Genomic DNA, 24,885 nt, shown 5'->3' on the forward strand with positions numbered 1-24,885 from the left:
CGGGCCATGGCCATCCGGCCGGATTCCCATACGGGATGGACACAGAAGGAGGCGACGGCGTGTTTACCCTTGACCGGGATGTCATTTTGAACCACCCGCGGCTGCGGTTTCTCACCGACATGGTGCCGATTGCGCAGCACCTCGACAACCTGGAGCGTTACATCAACGTGTGTTATGTGGATCAGGGCTGGCAGGTGCGCCAGCACCGGCGCGTCGTCGCCCTGCGGGCGACCGACCAGTCGCGCCTGAGCAGCGCCTTCAAGGCCAGTCTCTACCTCGGCAAGTACCACGACATGGCGAACACCGACCGCTTCCTGCGCAGCATGGTCGCGGCCGGTCACTCGTATGAACCCATCCGCGGCGAGACGGTGTTGTTCCTGTACATCGGTGTCGGCAAGCCGGTTTACGACCACCTGGTCACCTACACGGTCGGCCGGCCGACACGCATCGCCGGCGGGCAGCGGGCCAACGTCCCTTGGGGCTTTGAACTGCCCGTCGAGGCCAAGCATCCGGAGGAATACGAGGAGGAGCTGGAGCGGATCCGCGAAGTCATCCGCCTGGCCAAATTGGAGCGGGCGGAGCAACTCCAGGCGGCGCGCGCCAAGCTGCCGGTAGGATACATCATGCCGCCGTTTCTGCTTGAGTTCTCCGAGGAGGCGCTCATCAAGCATGTCTTTCGCCAGCGCCTGTTCGAGAAGGGGGCCCAGGGCGCGACGGTCGAAGTGGTGAGCGACATGCTGGAGGCGGTGCTCCAGATAGACCGGGAAAAGTGGGAGTTTCTCATCGACTACCACGGCCCGCACATCGACCAGTGGCAGAAGGCGATGCGCACCTTGCGCAAAGAGCGCTACACGGTGGCGGACCTCGCACGGCAGCTCGGCATGTCGCCCCAAGAGGCGCTGCAGGCGGATTTGTACGAGCTGCTGATGGCCACGGTGGGCAAGCTTCCCCCTTCGATGTGGGAGCGGCAGCGCTAATCCCGCCCGCGCTGCCGGGATGGGCAACGAAGCCTGATGCCTGAAGATGCGGTCAGGGGTCCGGCGCATCGGTTCGCGCCATTTAGAAAAAATCAAGGTGATCGGTGTTAGAATAGAGGGCGTGCCTGGCGACGCATCTTGGATGGGAGAGCGGCAGGGTTTGCGTCCGCCGGGCGCGGCGGCGGTGGTGAACGAGGGTGATCATCGGTTTCGGATTTGGCGATCCGCTGACCAGCCTGTTGATGCTCCTGGCGACGAGCCTCGCGAGTTACGGCATCTACCGCCTGGTGACGCGGCGGCGCCGGCCGCGGGACAAGGAGGCGCGCCGGGAGCAGTTGCGGCGTTACTACTACGAGCAACGGGAGCTGGCGCGGCGGATGGCGCGCGAGTTCGACTTGACGGACGAGGAGATCGAGCGCCGGATCGACGAAGAGCTGAGGGACGACGGGCCGCGTTGAGTGGGCCGTGAGGAGGAGATGGGATTGCGGCGACGCATCGCATGGGTGGCGGGCGCGATGGGGTTGGCGGCGGCGGTGTGCACCGCCCGCTTGGCCTGGGAGGCATGGACCTCACGCCCGCCGGCGCCCGGTTCGTCCCTGCGCTTCGCGCGCGTGACGTACCACACCCGCACCGAGCGGGTGATGACCATCGGGGGATCGGTCGCGCACGGGTGGAAGGACTCGGAACACCTCGGGTTTCTGCGCCGGGCGTTCATCGAACTGACGAACCACACGCCGACGGCGTACCAGTACATCGACCGGACCATCATCGGGGCCAACGGCACCCAGCTCGACACGATGTACAAAGGGAAGTACGAGACGTGGCTGAACACGGACAAGCCGCAGATTGTCGTCATCGCCTGGGGGCTTTTGAACGACGCACGCCCCAAGACACCGATGGACCAGTTCCTCCTTCACCTGCGCAACGAGGTGAACGAGGCGCTGGCCCATCATGCGGTGGTGTTCATCGTCACGCCGCCGGTGACGCGGGCGTCGTACACCCAATATCCCACAGCGCAGCAGGCGTACGTCGACGCCGAGGTGAAGTTCGTCCAAGACCTGAACGATCCTAACGTCTATGTGTTCGACGTGTTCGATCAGATGAAGGACTACCTGACCCGCACCCATCAGACGTACGAACCGTACATGGGCGACGGCTGGCACCCGAACACCGCCGGCCACGTGCTCGCAGGCCGCATCCTCTATCAAAACCTGATTCAGACGTTCGGGACGCAGCCCATCGTGTTTCAAACGCCGCAAACCGGCGGGCAGGCGCCGGGCACCCCGGGCGGCACCCCGGCGGGGGCGACGGGAGGGAACACCGCAGGCACGCAAGGCGGCACCGGCGCGGGCACCCCCTGTACGCCGGCACCCGCCGGGACGCCGGCTCCGTCTGCACCGGCTGCGGGCGGAACCACCCCGGCGGGTGTACCCGGCGCTCGCGCCGCCGGCCAAGGCGGCAGCCCGTCCCGGCGCGTCATGCCGTAACAGGCCGTCAAGCCTCGGCGAGCAGGATGCGCGCGGGCGATGCGTCCGCGCCGACGAGCGGCAACGGTAGGGCAATCATCCAGTACGATCCGGCCGGCACCTCGCGCAACCACACCCCTTCGACAATCACGACGCCCGCTTGAAAGAGCGTTTTGTGGGTCGGGTGGCCCGGCTGGCCGCGCTCGATGCCGAGCCCGTCCACGCCGACGCCGGCCACGCGCCGCTCGGCCAGCAAGCGGGCGGCGTCTTCCGCCACATACACAAATTCGAAGTCGAACGCCTCCGCGAAGGAATTGCGCGTCTTCAGCAACAGAAAGTCGTCCGGCTGCGGGTCAAACCGCACTAGGTCGTCTGCGTGGATGGCGTCTTGAACGTCCGTCAGGTCGAGGACGCGCACCGGCCGCACCAAGCGTCGGACATCGAGCTGGTCAATCGTCGCTCCGCCCGGCAACATATGCAGGGGCGCGTCGATGTGGGTCCCGGTATGGACGTCGAGGTGCACCTTCGTCTCGTGCACCCCGTGCGTCGGGAAGTCGGCCGTCGTTGCAAACGCCGGCCGCTTCTCCGCCTTGTTCTTGTACACCATCATGCCCTCGTGAATGGGCATCGTCACGTCATACAAGATGCGCACGGCCATCCCTCCCGTTGCGCGCCACCGGCTGTCCCAGCCGGGCGCGAGCCGCGTCCGCCACCGGCGCGTCCGCGCCGATGGGCCACCAGCGGAATCCGTCCGCCGCCGTGAGCGCTTCGGCCGCCTCGGGGCCCCACGAACCTGCCCGGTACGTCGCCAGCGGCAGGTCCGGGTCGTTCGCAAACGCTTCCGCGATGGGGTCGACGAACTTCCAGGCGAGCGCCACCTCGTCCCAGCGGGTGAAGAACGTGGAGTCGCCGCGCAAGGCGTCGTGGAGCAGCCGCTCGTACGCCTCCGGCGATTCGCTCCCGCTGTGGCTGAATTCCATCGCCACCGGGATGACACCGCCCTCGGTGCCCGGGCGTTTGACGTTGAACTGCAGGTACATGCCCTCCTGCGGCTGAACGCGGATGACGAGCAGGTTCGGCCCGAGCGTCCCGTCCTGGTTGAAGTAAAGGTGGCGCGGCATGTCGCGGAACTGGATGACGATTTCCGTCGCCTTCGCGGCCATGCGCTTGCCGGTGCGCACGTAGAACGGCACGCCGGCCCAGCGGAAGTTGTCGATGTAGAGGCGGGCGGCGATGAACGTCTCCGTGCGCGATCCCGGTGCCACGTTCGGTTCGTCGCGGTACGCGGGCACCGCTTTGCCCTGAATCTCCCCTTCGCCGTACTGGCCGCGGACGATGTGTTGGCGTACCTCCGCGCGCCCGTAGGGACGCAGGGATTGCAACACCTTCACCTTTTCGTCGCGGATGGCCTCGGTCATCAGGCGGCTCGGGGGCTCCATGGCAATCATCGTGACCATCTGCAGCATGTGGTTTTGGAACATGTCGCGCAAGGCGCCCGCCTTGTCGTAATACGCCGCGCGCTCCTCGACCCCGACCGTCTCGCTGGACGTAATCTGCACGTTGGCGATGCAGCGGTTGTTCCACAGCGGCTCGAACAGCGAGTTGGCGAACCGGATCACCTCGATGTTCTGCACCATCTCCTTGCCGAGATAGTGATCGATCCGGAAGATCTCCTCCTCGCGGAACACCTGGGTGACTTCCTCGTTCAACCGCTGCGCGGACCCGTAATCTTCCCCGAACGGCTTCTCGATGATGAGCCGCTTCCAACCCTTCGTCTGCGTAAAACCGGCTGCTTGCAGGCGGTGTGCGGTTTCGCCGAAGCGTTCGGGGGCCATCGCCAGATAAAACATGCGGTTGCCCGTGCCAATCCCGCTCTCTTCCAGCTCCCGCACACGCTGGTACAGGCGTTCGAAATCGGCCAGTTGCGTCACGTCCACCGAGCAGTAGTAGAAGTGCCGCGCAAAGTCGCGCCAGTTGATGTCGTGAACCTGGTAGCGGGCGTGTGCGCGCACCGCTTCCTCCAACGCGGCCCGGAAGCTCTCGTCATCCAATTTCCGGCGGGCGACGCCGATGACCGCGAACGAAGGCGGCAGCTTGCCGTTGTGGTACAAATTGAAAAAGGCAGGCAACAGCTTGCGCTTCGCCAGGTCGCCCGTGGCGCCGAACAGGACGAAGGTGAACGGAGACAGGGTGGATGTGGTTTCTTCCCAGAGCATCGGATCATCCTTTAGCCGGAGTATTGCGACCGTTTTTCTTACGGCCGTCGCCGCATTGCATCCAAGCGCAGCGGCCGGCGCACTGCGTACACCCAGCCGAGGCTTATTGTACCAAATGCAACGGTGACCTGTGTACAAGCTGCCTGAGCGTTGCGGGCAAGTGCGATGCGGTGCCAGGCTTGGCCGGGTGCCGGATGGGGTGCTCCATGTTGGCGGCGGATGGTCGGCGGATGCATGGGTCACGCGGTGGCCGGATGTTACAACTCGGTCACCGCGTGCACGACCCAGATGCCGCCCCGCCCCTGCCGGCGGGGCTGGTACAACTCCACCAGGTAGGTGCAGCGGCCGTGCTGGACCCGCACCACCGCGTGCTGCAGTCCGGAGCCCGGGTCGTAGTACTGTTCGACCAACGTGTACACATCGGTCGGGCGCAGCCCGAGCACCGCACTGCCCACCACTTGCGCGGTGCGCACCGGATCGAGCCGCCAGAGGTTTTGTCCCCGGTCGGCCGCCTCCTGGATGCGGTCGTAGTTTTCAGAAGTCAATTCCACGGTGCCGGTTCTCACTTGCGGATCGCAGGGCATGGACCGTCCTCCTCGTCGGCGCAGCCACAGCCGCGCGGCGAGCCGCTGGCGTTCCTGCGCGAATTGTTGCATTGTATGAGCAAACGCACACCCCGGCGTACGGCGTCTGTCTTGCAGCCGGGGAGGATGAGGAGGCGTGGCGCATGCTCATCACCGTGGACGACGTCCGCGACGTGGTGGCCGGGCGCAGGGACGCCGTGCTCATCGATGCCCGCGCCCCGGAGCGGTACCGCGGAGAGACCGAACCGCTCGATCCGAAGGCAGGCCACATCCCGGGCGCCGTCAACCGCCCTTGGCAGGAGGGCCTCGGCGAGGACGGCCGTTGGTTGCCGCCCGAGCTGCAGCGGGCGCGGTTCCGCGATGTGCTCGCGGACGGGAGCGAGGTCATCGCGTACTGCGGATCGGGCGTGACGGCGTGCGCCAACTTGTTTGCGCTGGCGCTCGCCGGCAAACCGGACGCGAGGCTCTACGCGGGCAGCTGGAGCGACTGGTGCTCGTATCCGGAGCATCCTGTCGCCACGGGACCTTGACGCCGGTATGGAAACATGTTCCCCCCGTCCGTTGCCGTCCTTGGCGGCCGATCCAGCTATAATGGAGGTTGTGCCGCGTTCTGGCGCGGCGGAGGAGGGACGACCACATGCCAAGCCGCGTTCCGTCTGCAAACGTCGCGATCCAGACACAGGCTGCCAGGCGCGAACGCCGCCGGCGCCGGCGGCTGTTTTGGCTTGTCGGAACTCTGTCTGCACTCGCGTTTTGCGTGCTAGGGTTCGTGGGGATGGCCGTCCTCAGCTTTCTCACGCCATGGGGGCGGCAGCTGCGCCTCTTGTTGGCGGAGACGGTCATCTCCACGCGCCACAGCCGATGGGCGCACTGGTTGGTGACGCCGCATGAGTACGCGCAACTGTGGAAGCAGATCAACGCCCCGGTGTTCAACACCGGGCTCTCCGGGATGGTCCGTCCCGGCGGGTGGAGCGGCCGCGGTCCGGTCATTGAGGTGCACTTTGTCCGCGGTTCCACCTACAACGGGTATGTGATGCTGGTCCACGACCCTCGCCTCATCCGCTTGGTGGAAGCGCACGTCCACGGCAGCGAGGGCGAGTACATCACCGACATGGCTCGGCGCGTCGGCGCCGTGGCCGGAACGAACGCCAGCGGCTTCGAGGACCCGAACGGCAACGGCTGGGGTGGGATCCCGGTCGGCCTCGAGTACGTGGACGGTGTGCTCGTGCACCCGGCGAAAAACGATCCCGCCTGGACGACGGTCGGTTTTACGTCGAGCGGGCTCTTGGTGATGGGCCACTACACGGTGCCCGCATTGCAAGCGATGGGGGTGCGCGACGCGATGCAGTTCCGGCCGGAGCTTGTCGTCAACGGCAAGCCGATGATCACGGTGGGTGACGGCGGCTGGGGCTTGGGCCCGCGCACCGCGATTGGACAAGCCCGCGACGGGACCGTCATCTTCATCGTGCTCAACGGCCGCTTCCACGGCGGGGCCGGCATGGGCGCCAGCCAGCGCCAGGTGATGGACCTGATGCTCCAGTACGGCGCCGTCAACGCCTGCGCGATGGACGGCGGATCGTCGAGTGTGTTGTACTACCACGGGAAGATCATCAACGCCCCGTCGACCATCGATCCGCACGGCGAACGCCATCTGCCGGACGCATGGCTGGTGTTTCCTACCGAGGCGGCGGCCAATGCGTACCATGCCGGCATGTGACGCCGCGCGCACTGTGGCGCGCCGAGTGCGCACCGTGCGGCCGCGTGAATGCCAGACCGGCGGCTGGCCCGCAACCTGCGGGCATTTCCTGTTTTCGGTATAATGGCGAAAGACGGCGAGCTCCTTGTTTGCCCGCCGCGACGACGAAAGGGAGGCTGCCGGTGTGACACAGTCGGTTGCGGACGTGATCGCCAAACTGCGCGAGCACTTGAAGAAGATCAGCCATTACCAGGAGGCGGTGGCGCTGCTCGAGTGGGACGCGCGCACGGGCGCGCCGCGCAAGGGGGCGGGGCTGCGGGCGCAGACCATCGGCACCCTGGCCGCGGAGTTGTTTCGCCTCCAGACGGCGCCCGAGTTGGCCGAGTGGCTCGAACGCCTGACGGAACCTGCGGTGTACGCGGAGCTGAGCCAGGTGGACCAGGCCATCGTGCGCGAGACGAAACGGGACTACGACCTGTTGGCCAAGATCCCGGCGGATCGGTTCGCGGCGTACAAGGTGTTGACATCCGAAGCCCAGTCGGTGTGGGAGGAGGCCAAGGCGGCGTCGGACTTCGCGCGCTTCGCGCCGTACCTCGAACAAATTGTCGCCATGAAACTGGAGTTCATCGACCATTGGGGCTACGGTGAGCACAAGTACGACGCCTTGCTCGACCAGTACGAGCCGGGGATGACGGTGCGCCGGCTCGACGAGCTGTTTGGCGCCTTGCGCACGCACACCGTGGCGTTGGTGCAGGAGATTGTCCAGTGCGGACGCAAGCCCGACACGGGCATTCTGGCGCGCCCGTTTGACGTCGGGCAGCAGCGGGCGCTGTCCATCGCCATGCTGCAGCGGATCGGTTACGATTTTGAGGCCGGGCGGCTCGACGAAACGGTGCACCCGTTCATGACGACCATCAACCGCTATGACAACCGGGTCACCACCAAGTTCGTGCCGGACGACCTGCGGCCGTCGTTGTTCGGGACCATCCACGAGGGTGGCCACGCCTTGTATGAACAGGCTATCGATCCGTCGTTCATCGGCACGCCGCTCGCCACAGGCACGTCGATGGGCATCCACGAGTCGCAGTCGCGCTTCTATGAGAACATGATCGGCCGTTCGCTGCCGTTCTGGGAAGGTGCGTACGGGGAGTTGGTGCGGCTGTTCCCGGCGCAGTTCGCGGATGTGCCGGTGTACGACTTCTACTGCGCCATCAACGCGGTCGAACCGTCGCTCATCCGCATCGAGGCGGACGAGGTGACGTACAACCTGCACATCATGGTGCGCTACGACCTGGAAAAAGCGCTCATCGAGGGCGATCTGCGCGTGGCCGACCTGCCGGAGGCGTGGCGGGCGAAGATGCAGGAGTACCTCGGCATCGTGCCGCCGAACGACGCCCTCGGCGTCCTCCAGGACGTGCACTGGTCGGGCGGGGACTTCGGCTACTTCCCGTCGTACGCCCTCGGCAACCTGTACGCGGCGCAGTTTCGCGCCACGTTGCAGCGCGAGGTGCCCGGTGTCTGGGAGGAGGTCCGGCGCGGGAACCTGGGCGTGGTCAAGGCGTGGCTCAATGAGAAGATCCACCGTTTCGGCAAGCTGCTGACGCCGGGCGACATCGTGCAACAGGTGACGGGGGAGCCGCTCGACGCTCGCTATTGGACGGCGTACCTCGACGAGAAGTACCGGCCCATCTACGGCATCTGACCCAGGTGAGGAGGGGCACGGGATATGCAACCCATGAACCGCGAGGCGGCGGCTGCGGCGCTCCATGCGTGGACCGGCCGCGATGTCTTCATTCACCTGGAGGTCAACCCGGGGGCGTACTGGCGCAACGGCCGAACCCGTCTGGCCCGCGCCCACATCAAAGGCGACGGTCCGTACCGGGTGTACCTCGAGCTCGACGAGGGCCAAGGTTTGATCCACATCGACGACGTCACCCATATGCAGGTGGAACCTGAGTTGGTGATCTTCACCGCCTACGACGATCTCGACCGCATCGCCCGCACCCTCGAGGTGAGTCTGCGGCCGTTTCCGGTGTAGGCGGTCGCGGGCCGTCCGTGTCGGGCGGGCGGAGACGGAGATTTGTCATATGGGCCATACGGCGGGATCGCCTTGGACAGCGGGAAAGGGGGAGAAGCCGTGCGGACGGTGGTGGCGGTGTTCGCCCACCCGGACGACGAGACGTTCATCTGCGGCGGCACGTTGGCGAAGCTGGCCGCCGCGGGTTGCCGGGTGGTTCTCGTCTGCGCGACCCGGGGCGAGATGGGGCGGCGCATGGGCGTGCCGCCGACGGCGACGCGGGAGAGCATCGGTGAGGTGCGCGAGCGAGAATTGCGGGCTGCATGCGAGGCGCTGGGCATCGCCCGCCTGTCGCTGCTCGGCCTGCGCGATAAGACGCTGGAGATTCAGCCGCCGGGGCGGCTGCGGGAGATGGTGTTGCGCGAATTGGCGCTGGAACAGCCGGAGGTGGTCATCACGTTTCACGAACGCCTCGGCGGTCACCCGGACCACTGCGCCATTGGCCTTGCGGCCACGGAGGCGTTCGCCGCATACCGGGAGACGCAGCCACAGGCGCGCTTGTACTTTGTCGCCTGGTCGCACATGGTGGACCAGGCTGAGACATGGGGCTTGCGGCGGGAGCAGTTCGTCGCGGTGGATGTGGCGGGCCATTTGCAGGCCAAGCTGCGGGCGTTTCGGGCCCATCGCACGCAGTCGGGTTTGCACGCGGACCTGTGGCAGAGCGAGAAGCAAGCGCTGCGCCGGCTCGGCAGGACGGAGTACTTCATCCAAGCGTATCCGCCGTTTATGCGGGAGGCGGACGGACTTCTCTGAGTGCGCGCGTACGGTTGGGCTGGGAGAGGACTTTCACTGAACGGCAGAGGGGGACGCGGCATGGAGCGTGAGCACAGGTTTATCCGCAACGAGACGGAGCGCAGCCGTTGGCAGGTCATCCATGCGTTGTCGCGCCAGTTCGCCGCCCGGGCCGCGGAGCACGACCAAGCGGCTTCGTTTCCGCACGAGAACATCGCGGATTTGCGCGCCTGCGGCTACGTGCATTGGACGGTGCCGAAAGCGTACGGGGGCGAGGAGATCTCCCTGTACGAAATGTTGCTCTGCCAGGAGGAGTTGGCGCGGGGGGACGGATCGACGGCGCTCGCCATCGGCTGGCACGTGGGGATGATGTTGAACCTGCGCACGACACGGCCGTTCCCGGAAGACGTGTTCGCGGAGGTGTGCAGGTCGTGCGTCACGGATGGAGCGCTCATCAACAGCTGCGCCACCGAACCGGCGACCGGCAGCCCGAGCCGCGGCGGGAAGCCACAGACGCGGGCGGTGCCGGTGGATGGCGGCTACCGCATCCGCGGCCGCAAGACGTTCAGCACGCTCAGCCCGGCTTTGTCCTGGATCTTGGTGACGGCGACGGTCGAGGGGACGGACGAGGTGGGCGAATTCCTTGTGCGCGGGGAGCAGGTGCGCATTGAGGAGACATGGAACACGATGAGCATGCGCGCCACCGGCAGCCACGACATCGTGCTCGAGGACGTGTTCGTGCCGGAGCGCTACCGGGTGGGGACGGTCGGCCCGGGCGGGCAGAAGGCGCGCCAAGACGACGGGGGCGGCTGGATGTTGCACATCCCCGCGTGTTACCTCGGCATCGCGTTGGCGGCGCGGGACATTGCGGCGGAGTACGCGGCGACCTACCAGCCGAACAGCCTGCCGCACCCTATCGCACAGGTGCCGCACATCCAGGAAAAATTGGGGCAGATGGAACTGAAGTTGCTCGCCGCCCGCACCTTGATGTACGATCTCGCCGCCCGTTGGGACAGCGGATCGCCCGAAGCGCGGGTGGCGATGAAGCACGAGTTCGGTGCGGCGAAGACGCTCGCCACCAACGCCGCCATCGAGGTGGTGGACCTGGCGATGCGGATTGTCGGGGCGCGCAGTCTGTGGCGCGACATGCCGTTGGAGCGGCTGTACCGGGATGTGCGCGCCGGCCTGCACAACCCGCCGATGGACGACGCCACATACCGCATGTTGGCGCAGGCGGCCGTCGCGCCGTACACGAAGGCCCCGCAGGCGTGATGCTTGCGGGGCGCGTTCACCTCCACCGGGAAGGGAGGGCGGAGAGCAACGCTTCCTCCAACCTGTCGACGCGCGCGGACCAGGTGTGGGCACGGACAAACGCCTGCCGCGCCGTTTCCGTCACCTTGCGCTCCCCGGCGAGGATGCGGTCCAGCGCCGCCACGGCTGCCTGGCCGTCTTCCGCGAGCCAGACCAGGTCGCGGAGCTTCACCACCTCCCGGATGGGGGTGGCGATGACCTCGCGGCCGGCGGCGAGATACTCATAGACCTTCACGGGATTGACGCTCTGCGCGAGGGCGTTGCGCTTGAACGCCACGAGCGCCGCTTGGCACCCGGCCAGCCATTGCGGCAGTTCGGCGTACGGTTGGCGACCCACAAAGTGGACGTTGGCACAGCGTTGCAGCGCCGAGGTATCCGTCTCCACCGGTCCTATCATGACAAAGTGCACGTGCGGGCGCGCCTGCGCCATGACACGGATGAAATCGAGATCGATCCAGCCGCCAATGCCGCCGACGAAGGCGACGCGGGGCTCGGGTATGGCGGCCAGTGCCGGATGGACGGGGCTGGTCAGCGTTTGCGCAAAGTGTTCCGTCTCCGCCGCATTGGGCAACAGCGTCACGGAGCCGTGCCACGCCGCCATCCGCTCGTACAGCGCGTCCGCGGTGGCGAACACCGCACGGGAGAGCGCGACGAGTTCCTGCTCCATTTGATTCACCGTCTCCGGGCGCACGAAGCCGGGGAACTCCGCGTGGAAATCGACGCAGTCGTACAGCACCGCAAGCGGGCGCAGCCGCGGGATGAGGTCCACGTTGCCCGGCAGGGTGGCGAGAAGCACGTACGGACCCGGTGCCGCCACCCGGATGAAATACGCGAGCCAGCGCTGGTTCAACCGGTTGACCCACCGCCACATGTTGCCGAACGGCAGCTGCGCGCACGGGGAGAGCACCCGCAGCCATCCGTTTGCGCCCGCCACGGAGATGTCGCGCACGACAGGTTTGGGTAAAAGCAGCGGACGCAGGCTTGGGTTCTTGACGGGGCCGAGCAGGGTCACCGGGGCGTCGACGAACAGCACCGGCCACCCGCGCGCGGCGAGCAGACGGGCGAAGTGGTGCGGGCGGGCCGTCACGCCGGACCAGGAGACGGCGGACGTGAGCACAATGGTCGGGCGCATGGTTGTCCCCCCTTTCTGTCGCTTTCTCTCCATCCCTTCAGCGCGCGGCGCGCCGGTATTTTACAAATTGAACCAGCGGCCGGTAGATGCACATCAAAAGCCCCAGCGCCGCCACGAATGCGAACAGCAGGTACACCGCGCCGCACAGCAGGAACACGAGCAGCGCGAAGTACTGCTCGCCGATGATGAAGCCGCGGAACGGCACGAGGCTCCGCCACCGCTGCATCCGCGCAAACGCGTCTTCCTCTGCGGCGGCACGCGGCTGCACGCCGCCGGGAGCGCGTTCGGGTGCCGTCTCTTCCCTGGCGGCCGCACGCTGACCGGAACGTTCCTGTCCGAACCGGGACTGGATCTGGCCGTAATACTCGAGCAGATACAAAGCGAACAACGCCACCGTGGCCAGCATCCATACCCGCGTGTCGCCCGGATGCAGCCGGGTATATCCGTACGCCAGGCTGAAGTAGATGGCGAACTCCTTGATGCGGTCCGCCACCTGGTCGAGCCAGCCGCCGAACGGCGAGAACTGCTGCCGGTAACGGGCGAGTTGCCCGTCCGCACAGTCCATCACGTACGACACCTGCACGAGGAGCAATCCCCACAACACGTCCGGCCGGCGTCCGAGTGCAAACAGTCCGCAGCCCAAGAGCGCCAGCGCGAGCGATCCGACGGTCAATGCGTTCGGCGTGATGCGGGTGTTGCGGATCAGGTACACCAAACGGATGGACAGCGGATAGTAGAGATAGTTGGTCCAGATGTCGATGGGCCGCTTGGCGCACGCGTCAATCCGCGCGAGTTCACTCGCTCGGCTTGGCGGTTTGGAACGTGGTGAGGACCTGGTTGACGGCATACTCGTAATCCTCCGGGAAGTCAATCTCCACACAAGGCAGGCCGGTGATGTCGATGGCGAACAGGCCGGTCTTGTCCGGCATCTGGTCGAGCGCGTGTTCGAAGAACTTCATCTCATGGCCGGCCACCGCCTCTGCAAACACGGAAGCCCGAAAGCGCTGCCGGAAGCCGCCGCAGAACTTGGCCACGCCGATGAATTCGCCGTAACACTGCGCAGGGTCGAGGTGTTTGCCGATGGCGGTCACCTGGTTGCCGTCGACCAGCACCTTGACCTCTTCTTCGCGGCACTGCTTGCGGTCGACCGCCAGATAGCCGCCGTCGGTGCCAGGGACAAGGCGGCGGAGGACCTGTTCGTCGAAGACGACGTCGGCGTTCAGGTAGTAAAAGTCACCGTCGTACACCTCGAGGGCGCGCCGCAGGGAGAACAGTGTGTTGGTCGTCAGGTAGTCCGGGTTTTCGACGAACTCCACCCGCAGGTGCGGATAACGGGTGCGGACGTGATCCCGGATCATCTCCTGGCGGTAGCCGACGACCATGAGCACCTCGTCGACGCCCACGGCGTGCAACGACTCGAGTTGCCAATCGAGAATGGTCTTGTGGCCCATCGGCAACAGGCACTTGGGCTTGTCCGCCGTGAGCGGGCGCAGGCGGGCGGATTGGCCTGCGGCCAAGATGATGGCGCGAATCGATTGCAACACATACCAGCTCCTTCAACCTCGGTTTGGGTCCTCGTCGTCCTCGAGGTACAGCACCCGCGACGATTCGTCATACGCGAACAACTCGGCGTACCGGCCCCAATCGATGATGGTGTCGAGCTGCACTTCGGCCGCCTCGGTACCGACGCTTTTGCGGATGACCTCGAGAAAAAACTCGCGCGGCATCTTGCGGTTGCGCTTCGACTCGAGCACCCAGCGGATGCGCTCGAAGATGGGCAGACGTTCTTTGAGCTGGATGCGGAACAGCTCCTTGCGCTCCAAGACGTTGGCGGCGGCGAATTGCTTACCCACCTCGGTGAGCGAGATGTCGCCCTGGCTGACGGTCGCAAACCCGAGCAGTTGCGCCGCCTCGACGATGGGGAGCAGGTCGTCGAGATCGAACATCAGTTCATCGGCCAGCTTGTACAGGTCCGACTTGATCTCGAGGTCGTCGAGCAGCTCAAGGAAGCCGGTGAGCGCGCCCGACGGGACGTTGGGGAGCGCCACGTACCGGCGTGAGGACTCGCCGCGCGCCGACGGCAACACCTCGCGCGCCTCGTCGGAATGCGTGAGGATGGAGTAAATGCGGTCGACCAGGCGCGTGAACTTCTCGTCCTTGCGCTCACGCCAGTGCGGCAGCGTGATCTTGATGTCCGCGATGACGGTCGCCGGATCGCGCGAGAGGACGATGGCGCGGTCGGCCATATACACGGCCTCCTCGATGCCGTGGGTGACGAGGATGATGGACTTGGTCGGGATTTTGCGTTCCAGCCAGAGCTCGAGCAGGTCGCGGCGCAGGTTTTCCGCCGTCAGCACGTCGAGGGCGGAGAACGGTTCGTCCATCAAGAGGATGTCCGGTTCCATCGCCAGGGCGCGGCCGAGCCCGACACGCTGGCGCATGCCGCCGGAGAGCTCCTTCGGATACGCGCCCTCGAAGCCGTCGAGGCCAATCATGTCGATGACCGCGAGCGCCCGGTTGCGCTTCTCCTGCGGGCTCAAGTCCTTGTAACGCAAGCCGAGCTCCACGTTTTCGAGCACCGTCAGCCACGGAAACAGGGCGAACGACTGGAACACCATGCTCACGCCCGGGTTGGTGTCGACGATGGGCTGGCCGAGGTAGCTGACGGTCCCGGACGTGGCCTTCACGAGCCCGGCGATGATCCGGAGCAGCGTCGACTTGCCGGAACCGGAAGGGCCGAGGATGGCGACGAACTCCCCTTCGCTCACGGTCAGGTTCACGTCGTCGAGCACCGTGACGTTTTGTTCCCCTGGCGCGTCGTACCGCTTGCTCACGTGCTTGAGCTCCAACAGCACCGCCATCGTCGTACACCTCCAGGTGCGGGGTCAGCGGCCGCTCCATTCAATCCGGTAGCGCGACTCGGCAAACGAATACAGCGGCCGCCACAGGAAGCGATTGATGATGGTCACGAACACCGCCATGGCCACAATGGAGAGGACGATGTTCGGCCATGATCCGCGGGTTGTGGCCTCCGTGATGTACGCCCCGAGTCCTGCTGCAACGAGGGTGTGCTTGTGCCACGACACCAACTCGGCGATGATACTGGCGTTCCAGGCCCCGCCGCTCGCCGTGACGCATCCGTTCACCACATACGGGAAGATGGCGGGCAGGTACAGCCGCTTCCAGCGTTCCCATCCGCGCAGGCCCAGCACCTTCGTCGCTTCCTTCAGGTCGTTCGGGATGGCCATCGTTCCGGCGATCACGTTGAACAGGATGTACCACTGCGTCCCCAGCATCATCAGGGGTATTGCGCCCAGCTCGAAGTTGACGTGCCAGTTCAGGTACATGAGCGCGATGAACGGGAAAAACATGTTGGCCGGGAACGAGGCCAAAATTTGCACCACCGGCTGCGCGATCTGCGACGCCCGCTGGTTTGACCCAATCGCCACGCCGACCGGGATGGTCCACAGCAGGGCGAGCGCGGTCGATGCGAAGACACGCAGGGCGGTGAAACAGCCGAGCACCACCACGTGCAGGATATCCCGCCAGCCGAGGCGGCTGACTTCGACCACGCCGAGGTAGCCGTAATACGCGACGACCGCCGCCGCCGCGGCCAACAGGATCCACTTCAGGCCGCGGCGAACGGGCGCCGGCCGCAGGCGCGGTCCGCGCGCTTGCGCCCGCTTCGCCAGGTGCAGCATCGCCCGGTCGATGGCCCGGCCCAGGGCGCCGAACACTTGGCGGCCAATCCACTGCGCCAAAGCGGAACGCCGGAGCAGGTTGAGGAACCAGGAGGTCGGTTGATCCCCCGCGTTGCTCAGTTCCATCTTAAACTTCTGCGACCAGGCGACAATCGGTCTCCAGAACAATTGATCCACAAGGATGATCACCAACACCATCGTCACGATGGCCTCGATGAGCGCCGGGATGTCGCCGCGGTTCATCGCCGTCGCCATGTACGATCCCAGCCCCGGCAGCTGGATGTTCTGGTTAAGCACCGTGATGGACTCGCTGGCGGCGAGGAAAAACCATCCGCCGCCGAACGACATCATGCTGTTCCAGACCAGGCCAATCATGGCGAACGGCAGCTCCAGTCGGGTGAAGCGGGTGAACGCGTCGAAGCGCATCACCTTGGCCGCCTCGTTCAGCTCGCGCGGCAGGCTGGCCACCGACGCGTAGAAGCTGAACGTCATGTTCCACACCTGGCCCGTGAAAATGGCGAAGATGGACGCGCACTCTGCGCCGAGCAGGCTGTGCGGAAACAACGCCATGAACCCCGTCACCGTGACGGAGAGAAATCCGAGCACCGGCACCGACTGCAGGATGTCGAGGAGCGGGATCATGACCTTTTCCGCCGTTTTGTTGAGCGCGGCAATCCGCCCGTAGATGAACGTGAACAGGAGCGAGCACGCGTACGCGATGAACATGCGCAACAGCGACCGGCCCGCGTAGTACGGGAGCATCCGCCAATCCAACACAATGTGCGGCTGGTCCTTTGGCGAGAGCGGCACGCCCATGCCGGTGCCGAGCTTGATGATGACGAACAGGAGTGCAAACACGAACACGGCGACCGCCACGTCGATCCACGAGACGCGGGTGCGCACAGGCATGTTCCAAATCCGCCTCACCATGGGACCACCTCGCTTTCGCCTGCGGTGCAGGGGACTGTGCAGGATGACATGCGTGGGTGCTGCCGGTCAAAGGGCCGTCCGCCGCAGATACGCACAACATCCGCGCGCGTCAGCCTTCACTGTAACATGTGTCCAACAAAAGGCACAAGGGATGGGACCTCCCTGGACACGGCGCTTCCTTTTGACGAGCCGGACGAGCGGTGTTATGATTTCTAGCGACGCCGTCGGCGTACGCATACGAACACGTACGAAAAGTGATATCAAGACAAGCAAGCCAAGCAGCCTGGCTCTTATCGAGAGTGGCGGAGGGACTGGCCCGATGAAGCCCGGCAACCACTGAACCACGTGGTTCAGAATGGTGCCAATTCCTGCAGACTCTTGCGCACGGAGTCTGAGAGATGAGAGGCGGCGACCGGACATACGCACGTTCACCACGGCCGCTCCTCGGAGAGCGGCTTTTTTACTGCGTGAGGACCTTGCGGGTTACTTCGTCGCAAGTGTGAACCATGTGTCGCGTGTGCGAGTTGCGGGCGTCGCGGGAAGGAGGAGGCGTAGGATGCGGAAGGTGCGCGTCGGCTTGTTGGGCTGCGGCCTGGTCGGAACGGGCGTGGTCGAAGTATTGGCGGAAACCAGCGAGCGTTGGGCTGCGCTTGGCGTCGAGATCGCGCTTTCACGCATTGCGGTGCGCGATCTCAACCGCCCCCGTTCCCCCTTGGTCCGGCGGGAATGGCTGACTGCCAATTGGCGCGAGGTGAGTGCCGCGGGGGATGTGGACGTGGTGCTGGAAGCGATGGGCGGGGTTGAGCCTGCGTTCGAAGCTGTCCGGACAGCGCTGGCGCACGGGAAAACGGTCATCACCGCCAACAAGGAGTTGTTGGCCGCTCATGGTGTCGCGCTGCGCGCCGTGGCACGGGGGCACGGCGCTGTCCTCCTCAACGAAGCGACGGTTCTTGGCGGAGTCCCCGTCATTCATTTGCTGGATACGTACTTCAAAATCAACCGCATCCGCGCTTTGCGTGGTATCGTCAACGGGACGTGCAATCATGTGCTCACCCGTATGGATGAAACAGGATGCAGCCTGGAAGAAGCTTTATCCGAAGCAAAGGCCAAAGGTTACGCCGAACCGGATCCAACGTATGACCTGTCAGGTTGGGACGCGCGCGCCAAGCTGAAGATTCTTATCGAACATACGTTGGGAATCGCGGTGCCCGTGGACCGGATCCCGTGTACAGGCATCGCGCACGTGAGCCCGCTTGACATCGCGGCGGTGCGCGCCTTGGGCGGCAAGCTGCGCCTGGTGGCGGAAGCGCGGACCGCGGAGGGTGGGGCGCTCATGGCCGGTGTGGGCCCGCAGGTGGTGTTTCCTGGCGATCCGCTGTACGCCGTCGACGGCGTGGACAACGCCCTGATGGTATCGGCTGCCGCGCTGAAACGCGCGCTCGGCGCAGCAGGTTTTGCCACGGCAGTTTATCCGTTGGCGGTGCCGGCGGCGGGGTTGCCGGCTGTACGGTCGGAGCCGACCCGCGTGAGCACGATGTAACCCGTGCGGCCGTCGGGGTTGACGTGGAGCCGCGTCGCTTCGTACAGGACGCCGTTCACCCGGATCTGCCCGGCGGTGGCGTACGTCCGGCCGCCGTCTGCCGAGAGCAGCTTCGTGGTGGCGAACTGGCGCAACAAACGCTCCTTGGCGAACACGGAGGCGAAGTACTGGTCGGCGTCCGCCCGTTTGCTGAGCGTCCACACCTCTTCTTGGCTGAGGTCGTAGCGCATGGCCAGCGGAATCTGGATGGTCGCTCCCTGCGCGTGGTACGCGGACGGCAGCGGCACATTGGGGACGGTGCGGTGCTGCAGCACCAAGAATCCGATGATGATCAGGAGCATCACGAACAGGCCTGTCTTGTTCACCGCGTGACCGTTCTCCTTTCCGTTCGGCGCATGGCGGAACAGGCAGCCGGTGCGCTACGGTCATCATGTGCCTGTTGTCATGATAGGATAGAGGTGATGCGAGAGCAAGCCGGCGCAGGCGTGGGGTTGAGGCTGAGCGCATGCCGGTCGCGGAGCCGGATGGGGTGGTCAGGATGCCGTCTCGCAGTCTCGTCCATTGGTTGGCCGCGTCGGCCGCACGGCACGCGGACGCACCCGCGCTGTGGGACCCGGTGCCGGGCGGCGGGTACCGCGCCCTCACGTATCGGCAGTTCTGGGCGCAGGTGGTGCGGATGGCGGACCTCTTGGCCGATCTCGGCGTCCGCCCGGGGGACCGGGTGGCCCTGTTCGCCGCCAGCCGCGCATGGTGGCCGGTCAGCGACGTGGCGGTGATGAGCCTGGGTGCCGTGACGGTCCCGCTGGACCTGCACGCCTCGCCGCCGCAGTTGGCGCACGTTGTGCACCACGCTGCCCCGGTGGGTGTGGTGGTCGACGGAGCGGAACGGTTGCGGCAGGTCTTGGCGCTGCCGCCGGGCGCGTGTGCGAGCGTGCGCTTCGCGGTGGTGCTCGCCGCAAAGGATGATGCGGCGCAAGGTGCCGTCCATCGTGCTGCACATGGCGCCGGGGAAGATGAGGGGACCGGGCCCACGGTGTGGGCGGCCGCCCGCGCCCGCGGCTGGTTGGTCGCCAGCGGGGCGGAACAGGCGGCGCCTGCGCACGTGACGGATGGCCCGCGGGCGGACGTGAAGCCGGGCGATCTCGCCACCATCGTCTATACATCGGGGACGACGGGATCGCCCAAAGGGGTTTGCCTCACGCACGAAAACCTGTGTGCCAACATCGAAGGCATCGTCCAATACGTGCCGCTCGCACCGCGGGATCGCACCTTGTCTTATTTGCCGCTGTCCCACATCTTCGAGCGGACAGCAGGCCAGTTCGTGCCCCTCACCCAAGGGGCGTCCATCGCGTATGCCCGCAGCTTTGCGGAACTTCCGCACGACCTGCGCAGCATGCCGCCGACCGTACTGACCACGGTGCCCCGCCTGCTCGAGAAGGTGATGGAACGGATAGAGGCGGATGTGGCGCGGATGCCGGGATGGCGGCGGCGCTTGTTTCAACAAGCCGTCGCCTGCGGCGCCGCCGTGCGCGTGGACGGTGCGCGCGGGGCGCGCGGGCGCCTGCGCGTGTACGACCTGTTGGTCCACCGCCGCGTCCGCCGCGCCCTCGGCGGCCGCCTGCGCATGATCATCGTGGGCGGAGCCCCGCTGCCGGTGCACGTCGGCCGCTTCTTCCAAGCGTGCGGCATCCCGGTGGTCGAGGGGTACGGCTTGACCGAGACGTCGCCGGTGGTTTCGGTCAACTTGCCCGCGGCGCCGCGGTTGGGGACAGCCGGCAAGGTGTTGCCGAACGTGGAGGTGCGCTTGGCGCCGGACGGGGAGATCTGGGTGCGCGGTCCGTCCGTCACGCCCGGCTACTACCGGGACGAGGCGGAAACCCGCGCGGCGTTCACCGACGACGGCTGGTTCAAGACGGGAGACATCGGCGAGTGGGTGGACGGCGCATACCTGCGGATCAACGACCGGAAAAAACACGTGCTCGTCCTCTCCACCGGCAAGAAGGTCGTCCCGGCCCCCGTCGAGGCGGCCATTTGCCGCAGCCCGCTCATTGAGCAGGCGGTGTTGGCCGGCCACGGGCGCAAGTTCGTGAGCGCCATCGTGGTCCCTTCGCCGGCGGCAGAGCAGGCGGGGCTTACGCCGCACACCCTGGCGGCGCGCCTCTTGGCCGAGGTGTCGGAGCACACCGCGCCGTTCGCCGACTTCGAGCGGCCGAAGAAGATCATCGTGGCGGAGGAACCGTTCTCCGTCGAGAACGGCCTGCTCACGCCGACGCACAAGGTGCGGCGCGATGCGGTGTGGGCCCGTTACGCCGCCGAGATCGACGACCTGTACGCCAACGCCCCGCCCGACAGGCAGGATTGAGCGGCCGGATGGCGGCGCCGGGCCGCCGCCAGGGGTTCAACGGCGGATGAGGCGGAGAAACTCGTCGCGCAATCCGGGATCGGTCGCGTACAAGCCCCGCGCCGCGAGCGTCGTCGTGCGCGAGCCCGGCTTGCGTACCCCGCGCGCGCACATGCAGGTGTGCTCCGCCTCCACCAGCGCGATCACGCCGCGCGGGCGCAGCACCTCATCCATCGCCTGCGCAATCTGCTCCGTCATGCGCTCCTGGACCTGCAGCCGCCGGCTGAAGGCGTCGACCAGACGCGCCACCTTGCTGATGCCGACAATCCTGTCGCCGGGCAGGTAGGCGACGTGCGCCTGGCCGAAGAACGGGACCAGGTGGTGTTCACACAGGCTGTAGAACGTGATGTCCGACACGATGACCGGCCCTTCCGCCCGCTCGGCGAACGTCGTCGTCAGCACGTCTTCCGGCTGCATCCACATGCCTTCGAGCATCTCTTCGTACATTTTGGCGACGCGCACCGGCGTATCCAGCAGCCCCTCCCGCGTTGGGTCTTCCCCCAACAAGCGCAGGATCTCCCGGACGTGATAGGCGATGGCCGCCCGCCGGTCATCCGTTTCCGTATCCGCAGCCGGTGCGGGATTCGTATATGAAAGCTCGTGCGCCATTGGGTTCCTCCTCGGCAACCGGCCGCCCCGCGCCAGGGCGGCGGCAGAAGCTGCGCGCCGCAGCCGTCTGTTCGTTGCGGCTTGGATGCCACTTCATTATAGTAGTCGTGGACGGCGCGGGAAAGCCGACCGCTTTATCGCCATCATGCGCAAACGGCGGCTGGATGTCCAGGGGAGGCAAGCAGCATGACCGTACGGCCAGGGTTGCATCCGGCCGCCCGCACCGGTGCAGGGCAAACGGCGGCGCAAGGCGTGCACGAGGCGGATCGAGACGTGCTCATGGGGCTGAACCCAGAGCAACTGCGGGCGGTGACCACCACCGAAGGCCCTGTCTTGGTCCTCGCAGGTGCCGGCAGCGGCAAGACGAGCGTGTTGACGCGGCGGATTGCGTATTTGGTACAAGTCAAGGGCGTGCCGGTGCACCAGATCCTCGCCATCACGTTCACGAACAAGGCGGCGCGCGAGATGCAGGAACGTGTCGCCCAACTTGTGGGCAAGGCGGCGCACGACCTTTGGATGGGCACGTTTCACAGCGTATGTGTGCGCATCCTGCGCCGCGAGGCGGAGGCGATTGGCTATACGCCTGCGTTCACCATCCTCGACGCGGAGGACCAGCGCACCCTGATCCAACAGGTGCTTCTCGATCTCGGCCACGACCTGAAGAAGTTCGATGCGGCGGCGATTCACGCCCAGATCTCGCATTGGAAGAACGAGCGGCTCGACGCAAACCAGGCGGCGGCCAAGGCGCGCCGGCTGTTCGATGAGGTGGCCGCCGCCGTCATGGCGCGGTATCAGGCGCGTTTGTTCGCCGCCAATGCGATGGACTTCGACGATTTGATCACCCAGACCATCCGGCTGTTCGAGCACCATCCCGAGGTCTTGGCGCGGTATCAGGACAAGTTCCGCTACATCCATGTGGACGAATACCAGGACACCAACCGCGCCCAGTACGAGTGGGTCCGCCTGCTCGCCGGCAAGCACCGCAACCTGTGCGTGGTCGGGGACGCGGACCAGGCCATCTACGCCTGGCGCGGCGCCGACATCCGCAACATCCTCGACTTCGAGCGCGACTACCCGGACGCGGCGGTCATCGCGCTTGAGACCAACTACCGGTCCACGGAAGTCATTCTGGAGGCGGCCAACCACCTCATTCAGCACAACCGGCGCCGCCGCGAGAAGCGCCTGCGCTCGGTCCGCGGGCGCGGGCAGCCCATCGTGGTCTGTGCGCTCCAGGATGGCGCGGACGAAGCGCGGTTCGTGGCCGAACAGATTCAAGCCCACGTCGCGGCGGGCGGATCGTACGGGGATTGCGCGGTCCTCTACCGGGCCAACGCCCAGTCCCGCGCCATCGAGGAAGCCTTGATGGCGCACGCCATCCCGTACACCATCGTCGGCGGGCTGACGTTCTACGACCGCCGGGAGATCAAGGACGTGTTGGCGTACCTGCGCGTGCTCACGAACCCGCAGGACGAGATCTCCTTGCTGCGCATCCTCAACCGGCCGAAGCGGGGCCTGGGAGAACAGGCGGCGGACAAGCTGCTGGCATTCGCCCATGCGGAAGGGATCACGCTGCTCGAGGCGTTGGCGCGCGGCGAGGAGGCAGGGCTTGCCGAAAAGGCGGCCGCCTCCGCCCGTCAGTTCCACGATGTCCTCCAGGAATTGATGCTCTGGATGGAGGGCATGACGGTCACGGAGTTTTTGGCGGAGGTGCTCCACGCCACCGGGTACCGCCAGATGTACGCGGAGAGCGGCAAGCCGGAGGACCTGCAGCGCCTGGAGAACATCGACGAACTGTTCTCCGTCACCCGGTCGTTCGACCGCCGGCGCCAAGGCAGCGTGCTCGAGTTTCTGGCGGAGGTGGCGCTGCTCTCCGACGTGGACAAGGAGAAGGGGAAGCCGGAGCACGCGGTGCGGCTGATGACGCTGCACGCCAGCAAAGGCTTGGAATTCCCGGTCGTGTTCATCGTCGGGATGGAGGAAGGGGTGTTCCCCCACGCCCGCAGCCTCGACGATGAGGCGGCCATCGAGCAGGAGCGCAACCTTTGCTACGTCGGCATCACGCGCGCAAAGGACCGCCTGTACCTGACCTACTGCACGGAGCGCACCTTGTACGGACAGGTCTCGCCGCGGGACCCGTCGCGTTTCTTGGGTGAACTGCCGGAGGCTTGTGTCGAGCGGATCGACCGCACCGCGGGTTCTGGATGGCCGGTCCGGTCCGGGGACCATGTGTTGCACCCCCAGTACGGGGAAGGCGTGGTGCTGGCGGTACACGGCCGTGCGGACGGTGCCGAGGAGCTCGTCGTGATGTTCCATCCCAGCGTGGGTGAGAAGAACGTCCCGAAACGACACGTGCGGCCGGTGGGTTGAAACGCTCGTCCCGCGGGCACCCTATGGCGTAAATCCGCCATGGGCGGCGTGAGGGAGAGGATGCATGATGTCGGACACCATCCAGGCCGTTTGCCCGTACTGCGGGACACTGTGGGAAGTGGACCCGGAATCCGCCTACGCACCTGTGCTCGACCCGGCCGATCCCGACCCGGACGCGGAGGTCCGCCTGGTGTGCGAGGACTGCCTGCACCTTCACCTCCACGATGGATGCCATCGGTGATGGCATCGGGTGGAACCATCCCCCCTGTCGTGCTGCCGGCGGTCCTCCGCGCTGCTTGCATGTCCCGGCGGCTAGAGCCGGTTGGTGGAACATGCTAAAATAGACGAACAGGGCAAGGCGGGAAGCGGGCAGTGGCTTTTCCCGCGCGCCGGCTCGCTGCCGGGTCTGTTCGGGGGGACGATGGGATTGATGTCGTGGATCGTCGTGGCGGTCGTCGCCGCGCTCCTCATCGCGGCGTACATCGGGTTGTTTTTGTACGCGCGCAAGCGCCAGAAGGCGTTTGACGAGCAGTACGCGGCGCTCAAGGAGCGGCGCGAGGTGTTTGTCCTCAACAAGAAGGTCGTCCGGGAGAGCCCGCGCGCAAAGGGCATCCTGAAGTACGCCAAGTTCAAGACATACCAGGTGACCGGCCGCGTCGTCGTCTCCCAGAACGTGCGGGGCGTGCAGGTCAATCGCATGCAGGTCATGACGTTTCACACCACCAAGCAGGAGTTCGACAAGATCCAGCCCAACCGCAAATACAAGATGGACATCGCCGGGAACTACATCGGGTTCGTCGTGGCGCCGCCGCCCGCCAAGCGCCAGGGGGCCAAGCCGGGAGACAACGGGACCAAACAAGGCTCGTGGTGGCGGCGGATGCTGGGCCGCGGCGAACTGAGGCGGAAGTGACGGGCATGGCGGCGTCTGCGGATGCGATGCGGTCTTAAGGCGCCGCGCGCGTCGTGCCGGACAGGGACGGCCGCTCTGCCACCTGCATACATTGGTGTGCAGGAAGGGTTTGCAGAGCGAGGAGGTCTGTCCAGCATGACGACGCCGAAGACGGGCAAGCGGCGACCCGCGCGCACCCATCGTGGCCCGGCGTCCCCGGTGCGGCGCCGGCAGGAGCCGGCGCGGCCGCGCGGCGC

At 66.0% G+C, this 24,885-nt stretch carries 24 protein-coding genes and 1 riboswitch; of the genes, 14 read left to right on the forward strand and 10 right to left on the reverse strand.

Features of this window, described 5'->3' with window-relative positions; genetic code table 11:
- Nucleotides 1–59: 59 nt before the first annotated feature.
- From IEX97_RS04405 to IEX97_RS04415, 3 genes are all read left to right on the forward strand, one after another.
- The gene (locus tag IEX97_RS04405; protein WP_188881367.1) at nt 60–977 is read left to right on the forward strand and encodes a hypothetical protein; all 918 of its coding nucleotides are present in this window, start codon (nt 60–62) and stop codon (nt 975–977) included.
- A gap of 197 nt (nt 978–1,174) precedes the next feature.
- Nucleotides 1,175–1,435, forward strand: a complete 261-nt coding sequence (locus IEX97_RS04410; protein WP_188881368.1) for a hypothetical protein — start codon at nt 1,175–1,177, stop codon at nt 1,433–1,435.
- 24 nt (nt 1,436–1,459) lie between these two features.
- Entirely contained in the window at nt 1,460–2,464 is a 1,005-nt protein-coding gene (locus tag IEX97_RS04415; RefSeq protein ID WP_188881370.1) for an SGNH/GDSL hydrolase family protein, read from the forward strand.
- Between the two features lie 7 nt (nt 2,465–2,471).
- Here the strand turns inward: IEX97_RS04415 and IEX97_RS04420 are convergent, their stop codons facing one another.
- The 3 genes from IEX97_RS04420 to IEX97_RS04430 form a co-directional block, all read right to left on the reverse strand.
- Nucleotides 2,472–3,071, reverse strand: a complete 600-nt coding sequence (locus IEX97_RS04420; protein ID WP_229776387.1) for a cyclase family protein — start codon at nt 3,069–3,071, stop codon at nt 2,472–2,474.
- A 7-nt stretch (nt 3,072–3,078) separates the two neighbouring features.
- Nucleotides 3,079–4,659, reverse strand: coding sequence for a glucose-6-phosphate dehydrogenase (zwf, locus tag IEX97_RS04425; RefSeq protein ID WP_188881372.1), 1,581 nt, complete (start codon nt 4,657–4,659; stop codon nt 3,079–3,081).
- Nucleotides 4,660–4,916: 257 nt separating this feature from the next.
- Nucleotides 4,917–5,243 (reverse strand): hypothetical protein, encoded by a 327-nt coding sequence (locus IEX97_RS04430; protein ID WP_188881373.1) that lies wholly within the window; start codon nt 5,241–5,243, stop codon nt 4,917–4,919.
- A 143-nt stretch (nt 5,244–5,386) separates the two neighbouring features.
- Between IEX97_RS04430 and IEX97_RS04435 the strand changes: the two genes are divergently transcribed.
- The 6 genes from IEX97_RS04435 to IEX97_RS04460 all read left to right on the forward strand — a co-directional run bounded on the left by IEX97_RS04435 (nt 5,387) and on the right by IEX97_RS04460 (nt 11,020).
- Entirely contained in the window at nt 5,387–5,773 is a 387-nt protein-coding gene (locus IEX97_RS04435) for a sulfurtransferase (protein WP_188881374.1), read from the forward strand.
- Between the two features lie 107 nt (nt 5,774–5,880).
- Nucleotides 5,881–6,960, forward strand: a complete 1,080-nt coding sequence (locus tag IEX97_RS04440; RefSeq protein WP_188881375.1) for a phosphodiester glycosidase family protein — start codon at nt 5,881–5,883, stop codon at nt 6,958–6,960.
- A gap of 163 nt (nt 6,961–7,123) precedes the next feature.
- On the forward strand, nt 7,124–8,641 hold the full coding sequence (locus tag IEX97_RS04445; protein WP_188881376.1) for a carboxypeptidase M32: 1,518 nt from the start codon (nt 7,124–7,126) through the stop codon (nt 8,639–8,641).
- 24 nt (nt 8,642–8,665) lie between these two features.
- Complete coding sequence (locus IEX97_RS04450) at nt 8,666–8,977, forward strand: DUF1806 family protein (RefSeq protein WP_188881377.1); 312 nt, start codon at nt 8,666–8,668, stop codon at nt 8,975–8,977.
- 42 nt (nt 8,978–9,019) lie between these two features.
- The gene (locus tag IEX97_RS04455) at nt 9,020–9,769 is read left to right on the forward strand and encodes a PIG-L family deacetylase (RefSeq protein ID WP_229776377.1); all 750 of its coding nucleotides are present in this window, start codon (nt 9,020–9,022) and stop codon (nt 9,767–9,769) included.
- Between the two features lie 60 nt (nt 9,770–9,829).
- Nucleotides 9,830–11,020: an acyl-CoA dehydrogenase family protein gene (locus IEX97_RS04460; protein WP_188881379.1), complete on the forward strand. Its 1,191-nt coding sequence runs from the start codon at nt 9,830–9,832 to the stop codon at nt 11,018–11,020.
- Nucleotides 11,021–11,036: 16 nt separating this feature from the next.
- Here the strand turns inward: IEX97_RS04460 and IEX97_RS04465 are convergent, their stop codons facing one another.
- Genes IEX97_RS04465 through IEX97_RS04485 form a run of 5 tightly spaced genes read right to left on the reverse strand, consistent with a single transcriptional unit; the run spans nt 11,037 to nt 16,822 of the window.
- Nucleotides 11,037–12,191, reverse strand: a complete 1,155-nt coding sequence (locus IEX97_RS04465; protein ID WP_188881380.1) for a glycosyltransferase — start codon at nt 12,189–12,191, stop codon at nt 11,037–11,039.
- A 37-nt stretch (nt 12,192–12,228) separates the two neighbouring features.
- Nucleotides 12,229–13,038 (reverse strand): CDP-alcohol phosphatidyltransferase family protein, encoded by an 810-nt coding sequence (locus tag IEX97_RS04470; RefSeq protein WP_188881381.1) that lies wholly within the window; start codon nt 13,036–13,038, stop codon nt 12,229–12,231.
- Nucleotides 12,986–13,735, reverse strand: coding sequence for a phosphocholine cytidylyltransferase family protein (locus IEX97_RS04475; protein WP_229776379.1), 750 nt, complete (start codon nt 13,733–13,735; stop codon nt 12,986–12,988). The genes IEX97_RS04470 and IEX97_RS04475 overlap by 53 nt, the downstream gene beginning before the upstream one ends.
- Nucleotides 13,736–13,747: 12 nt before the next feature.
- Entirely contained in the window at nt 13,748–15,052 is a 1,305-nt protein-coding gene (locus IEX97_RS04480) for an ABC transporter ATP-binding protein (protein WP_188881382.1), read from the reverse strand.
- 24 nt (nt 15,053–15,076) lie between these two features.
- Nucleotides 15,077–16,822 (reverse strand): ABC transporter permease, encoded by a 1,746-nt coding sequence (locus IEX97_RS04485; protein WP_188881384.1) that lies wholly within the window; start codon nt 16,820–16,822, stop codon nt 15,077–15,079.
- 287 nt (nt 16,823–17,109) lie between these two features.
- Nucleotides 17,110–17,227, forward strand: a riboswitch (SAM riboswitch).
- 151 nt (nt 17,228–17,378) lie between these two features.
- On the opposite strand from IEX97_RS04485, the gene IEX97_RS04490 reads away from it, so the two are divergent.
- A complete protein-coding gene (locus IEX97_RS04490) occupies nt 17,379–18,362 on the forward strand; it encodes a homoserine dehydrogenase (RefSeq protein ID WP_188881385.1) in 984 nt (327 codons plus the stop codon).
- Here the strand turns inward: IEX97_RS04490 and IEX97_RS04495 are convergent.
- The gene (locus IEX97_RS04495; protein WP_188881386.1) at nt 18,290–18,727 is read right to left on the reverse strand and encodes a hypothetical protein; all 438 of its coding nucleotides are present in this window, start codon (nt 18,725–18,727) and stop codon (nt 18,290–18,292) included. The genes IEX97_RS04490 and IEX97_RS04495 overlap by 73 nt on opposite strands.
- 173 nt (nt 18,728–18,900) lie before the next feature.
- Between IEX97_RS04495 and IEX97_RS04500 the strand changes: the two genes are divergently transcribed.
- Entirely contained in the window at nt 18,901–20,724 is a 1,824-nt protein-coding gene (locus IEX97_RS04500) for an AMP-dependent synthetase/ligase (RefSeq protein ID WP_188881387.1), read from the forward strand.
- A gap of 36 nt (nt 20,725–20,760) precedes the next feature.
- Here the strand turns inward: IEX97_RS04500 and folE are convergent, their stop codons facing one another.
- Complete coding sequence (gene folE / locus IEX97_RS04505) at nt 20,761–21,372, reverse strand: GTP cyclohydrolase I FolE (protein WP_188881389.1); 612 nt, start codon at nt 21,370–21,372, stop codon at nt 20,761–20,763.
- Between the two features lie 279 nt (nt 21,373–21,651).
- Here folE and IEX97_RS04510 point away from each other — a divergent pair, with 279 nt between their 5' ends.
- From IEX97_RS04510 to IEX97_RS04520, 3 genes are all read left to right on the forward strand, one after another.
- Entirely contained in the window at nt 21,652–23,739 is a 2,088-nt protein-coding gene (locus tag IEX97_RS04510; RefSeq protein WP_229776389.1) for an ATP-dependent helicase, read from the forward strand.
- 67 nt (nt 23,740–23,806) lie between these two features.
- Nucleotides 23,807–23,980 carry a hypothetical protein gene (locus IEX97_RS04515; protein WP_188881391.1) on the forward strand — a complete coding sequence of 58 codons (174 nt, stop codon included), beginning with the start codon at nt 23,807–23,809 and terminating at the stop codon, nt 23,978–23,980.
- Between the two features lie 189 nt (nt 23,981–24,169).
- A complete protein-coding gene (locus IEX97_RS04520; RefSeq protein ID WP_188881392.1) occupies nt 24,170–24,649 on the forward strand; it encodes a hypothetical protein in 480 nt (159 codons plus the stop codon).
- Nucleotides 24,650–24,885 lie beyond the last annotated feature (236 nt).

Source organism: Paenalicyclobacillus cellulosilyticus (assembly GCF_014647315.1).
Taxonomy (GTDB): Bacteria; Bacillota; Bacilli; order Alicyclobacillales; family Alicyclobacillaceae; genus Alicyclobacillus_J; species Alicyclobacillus_J cellulosilyticus.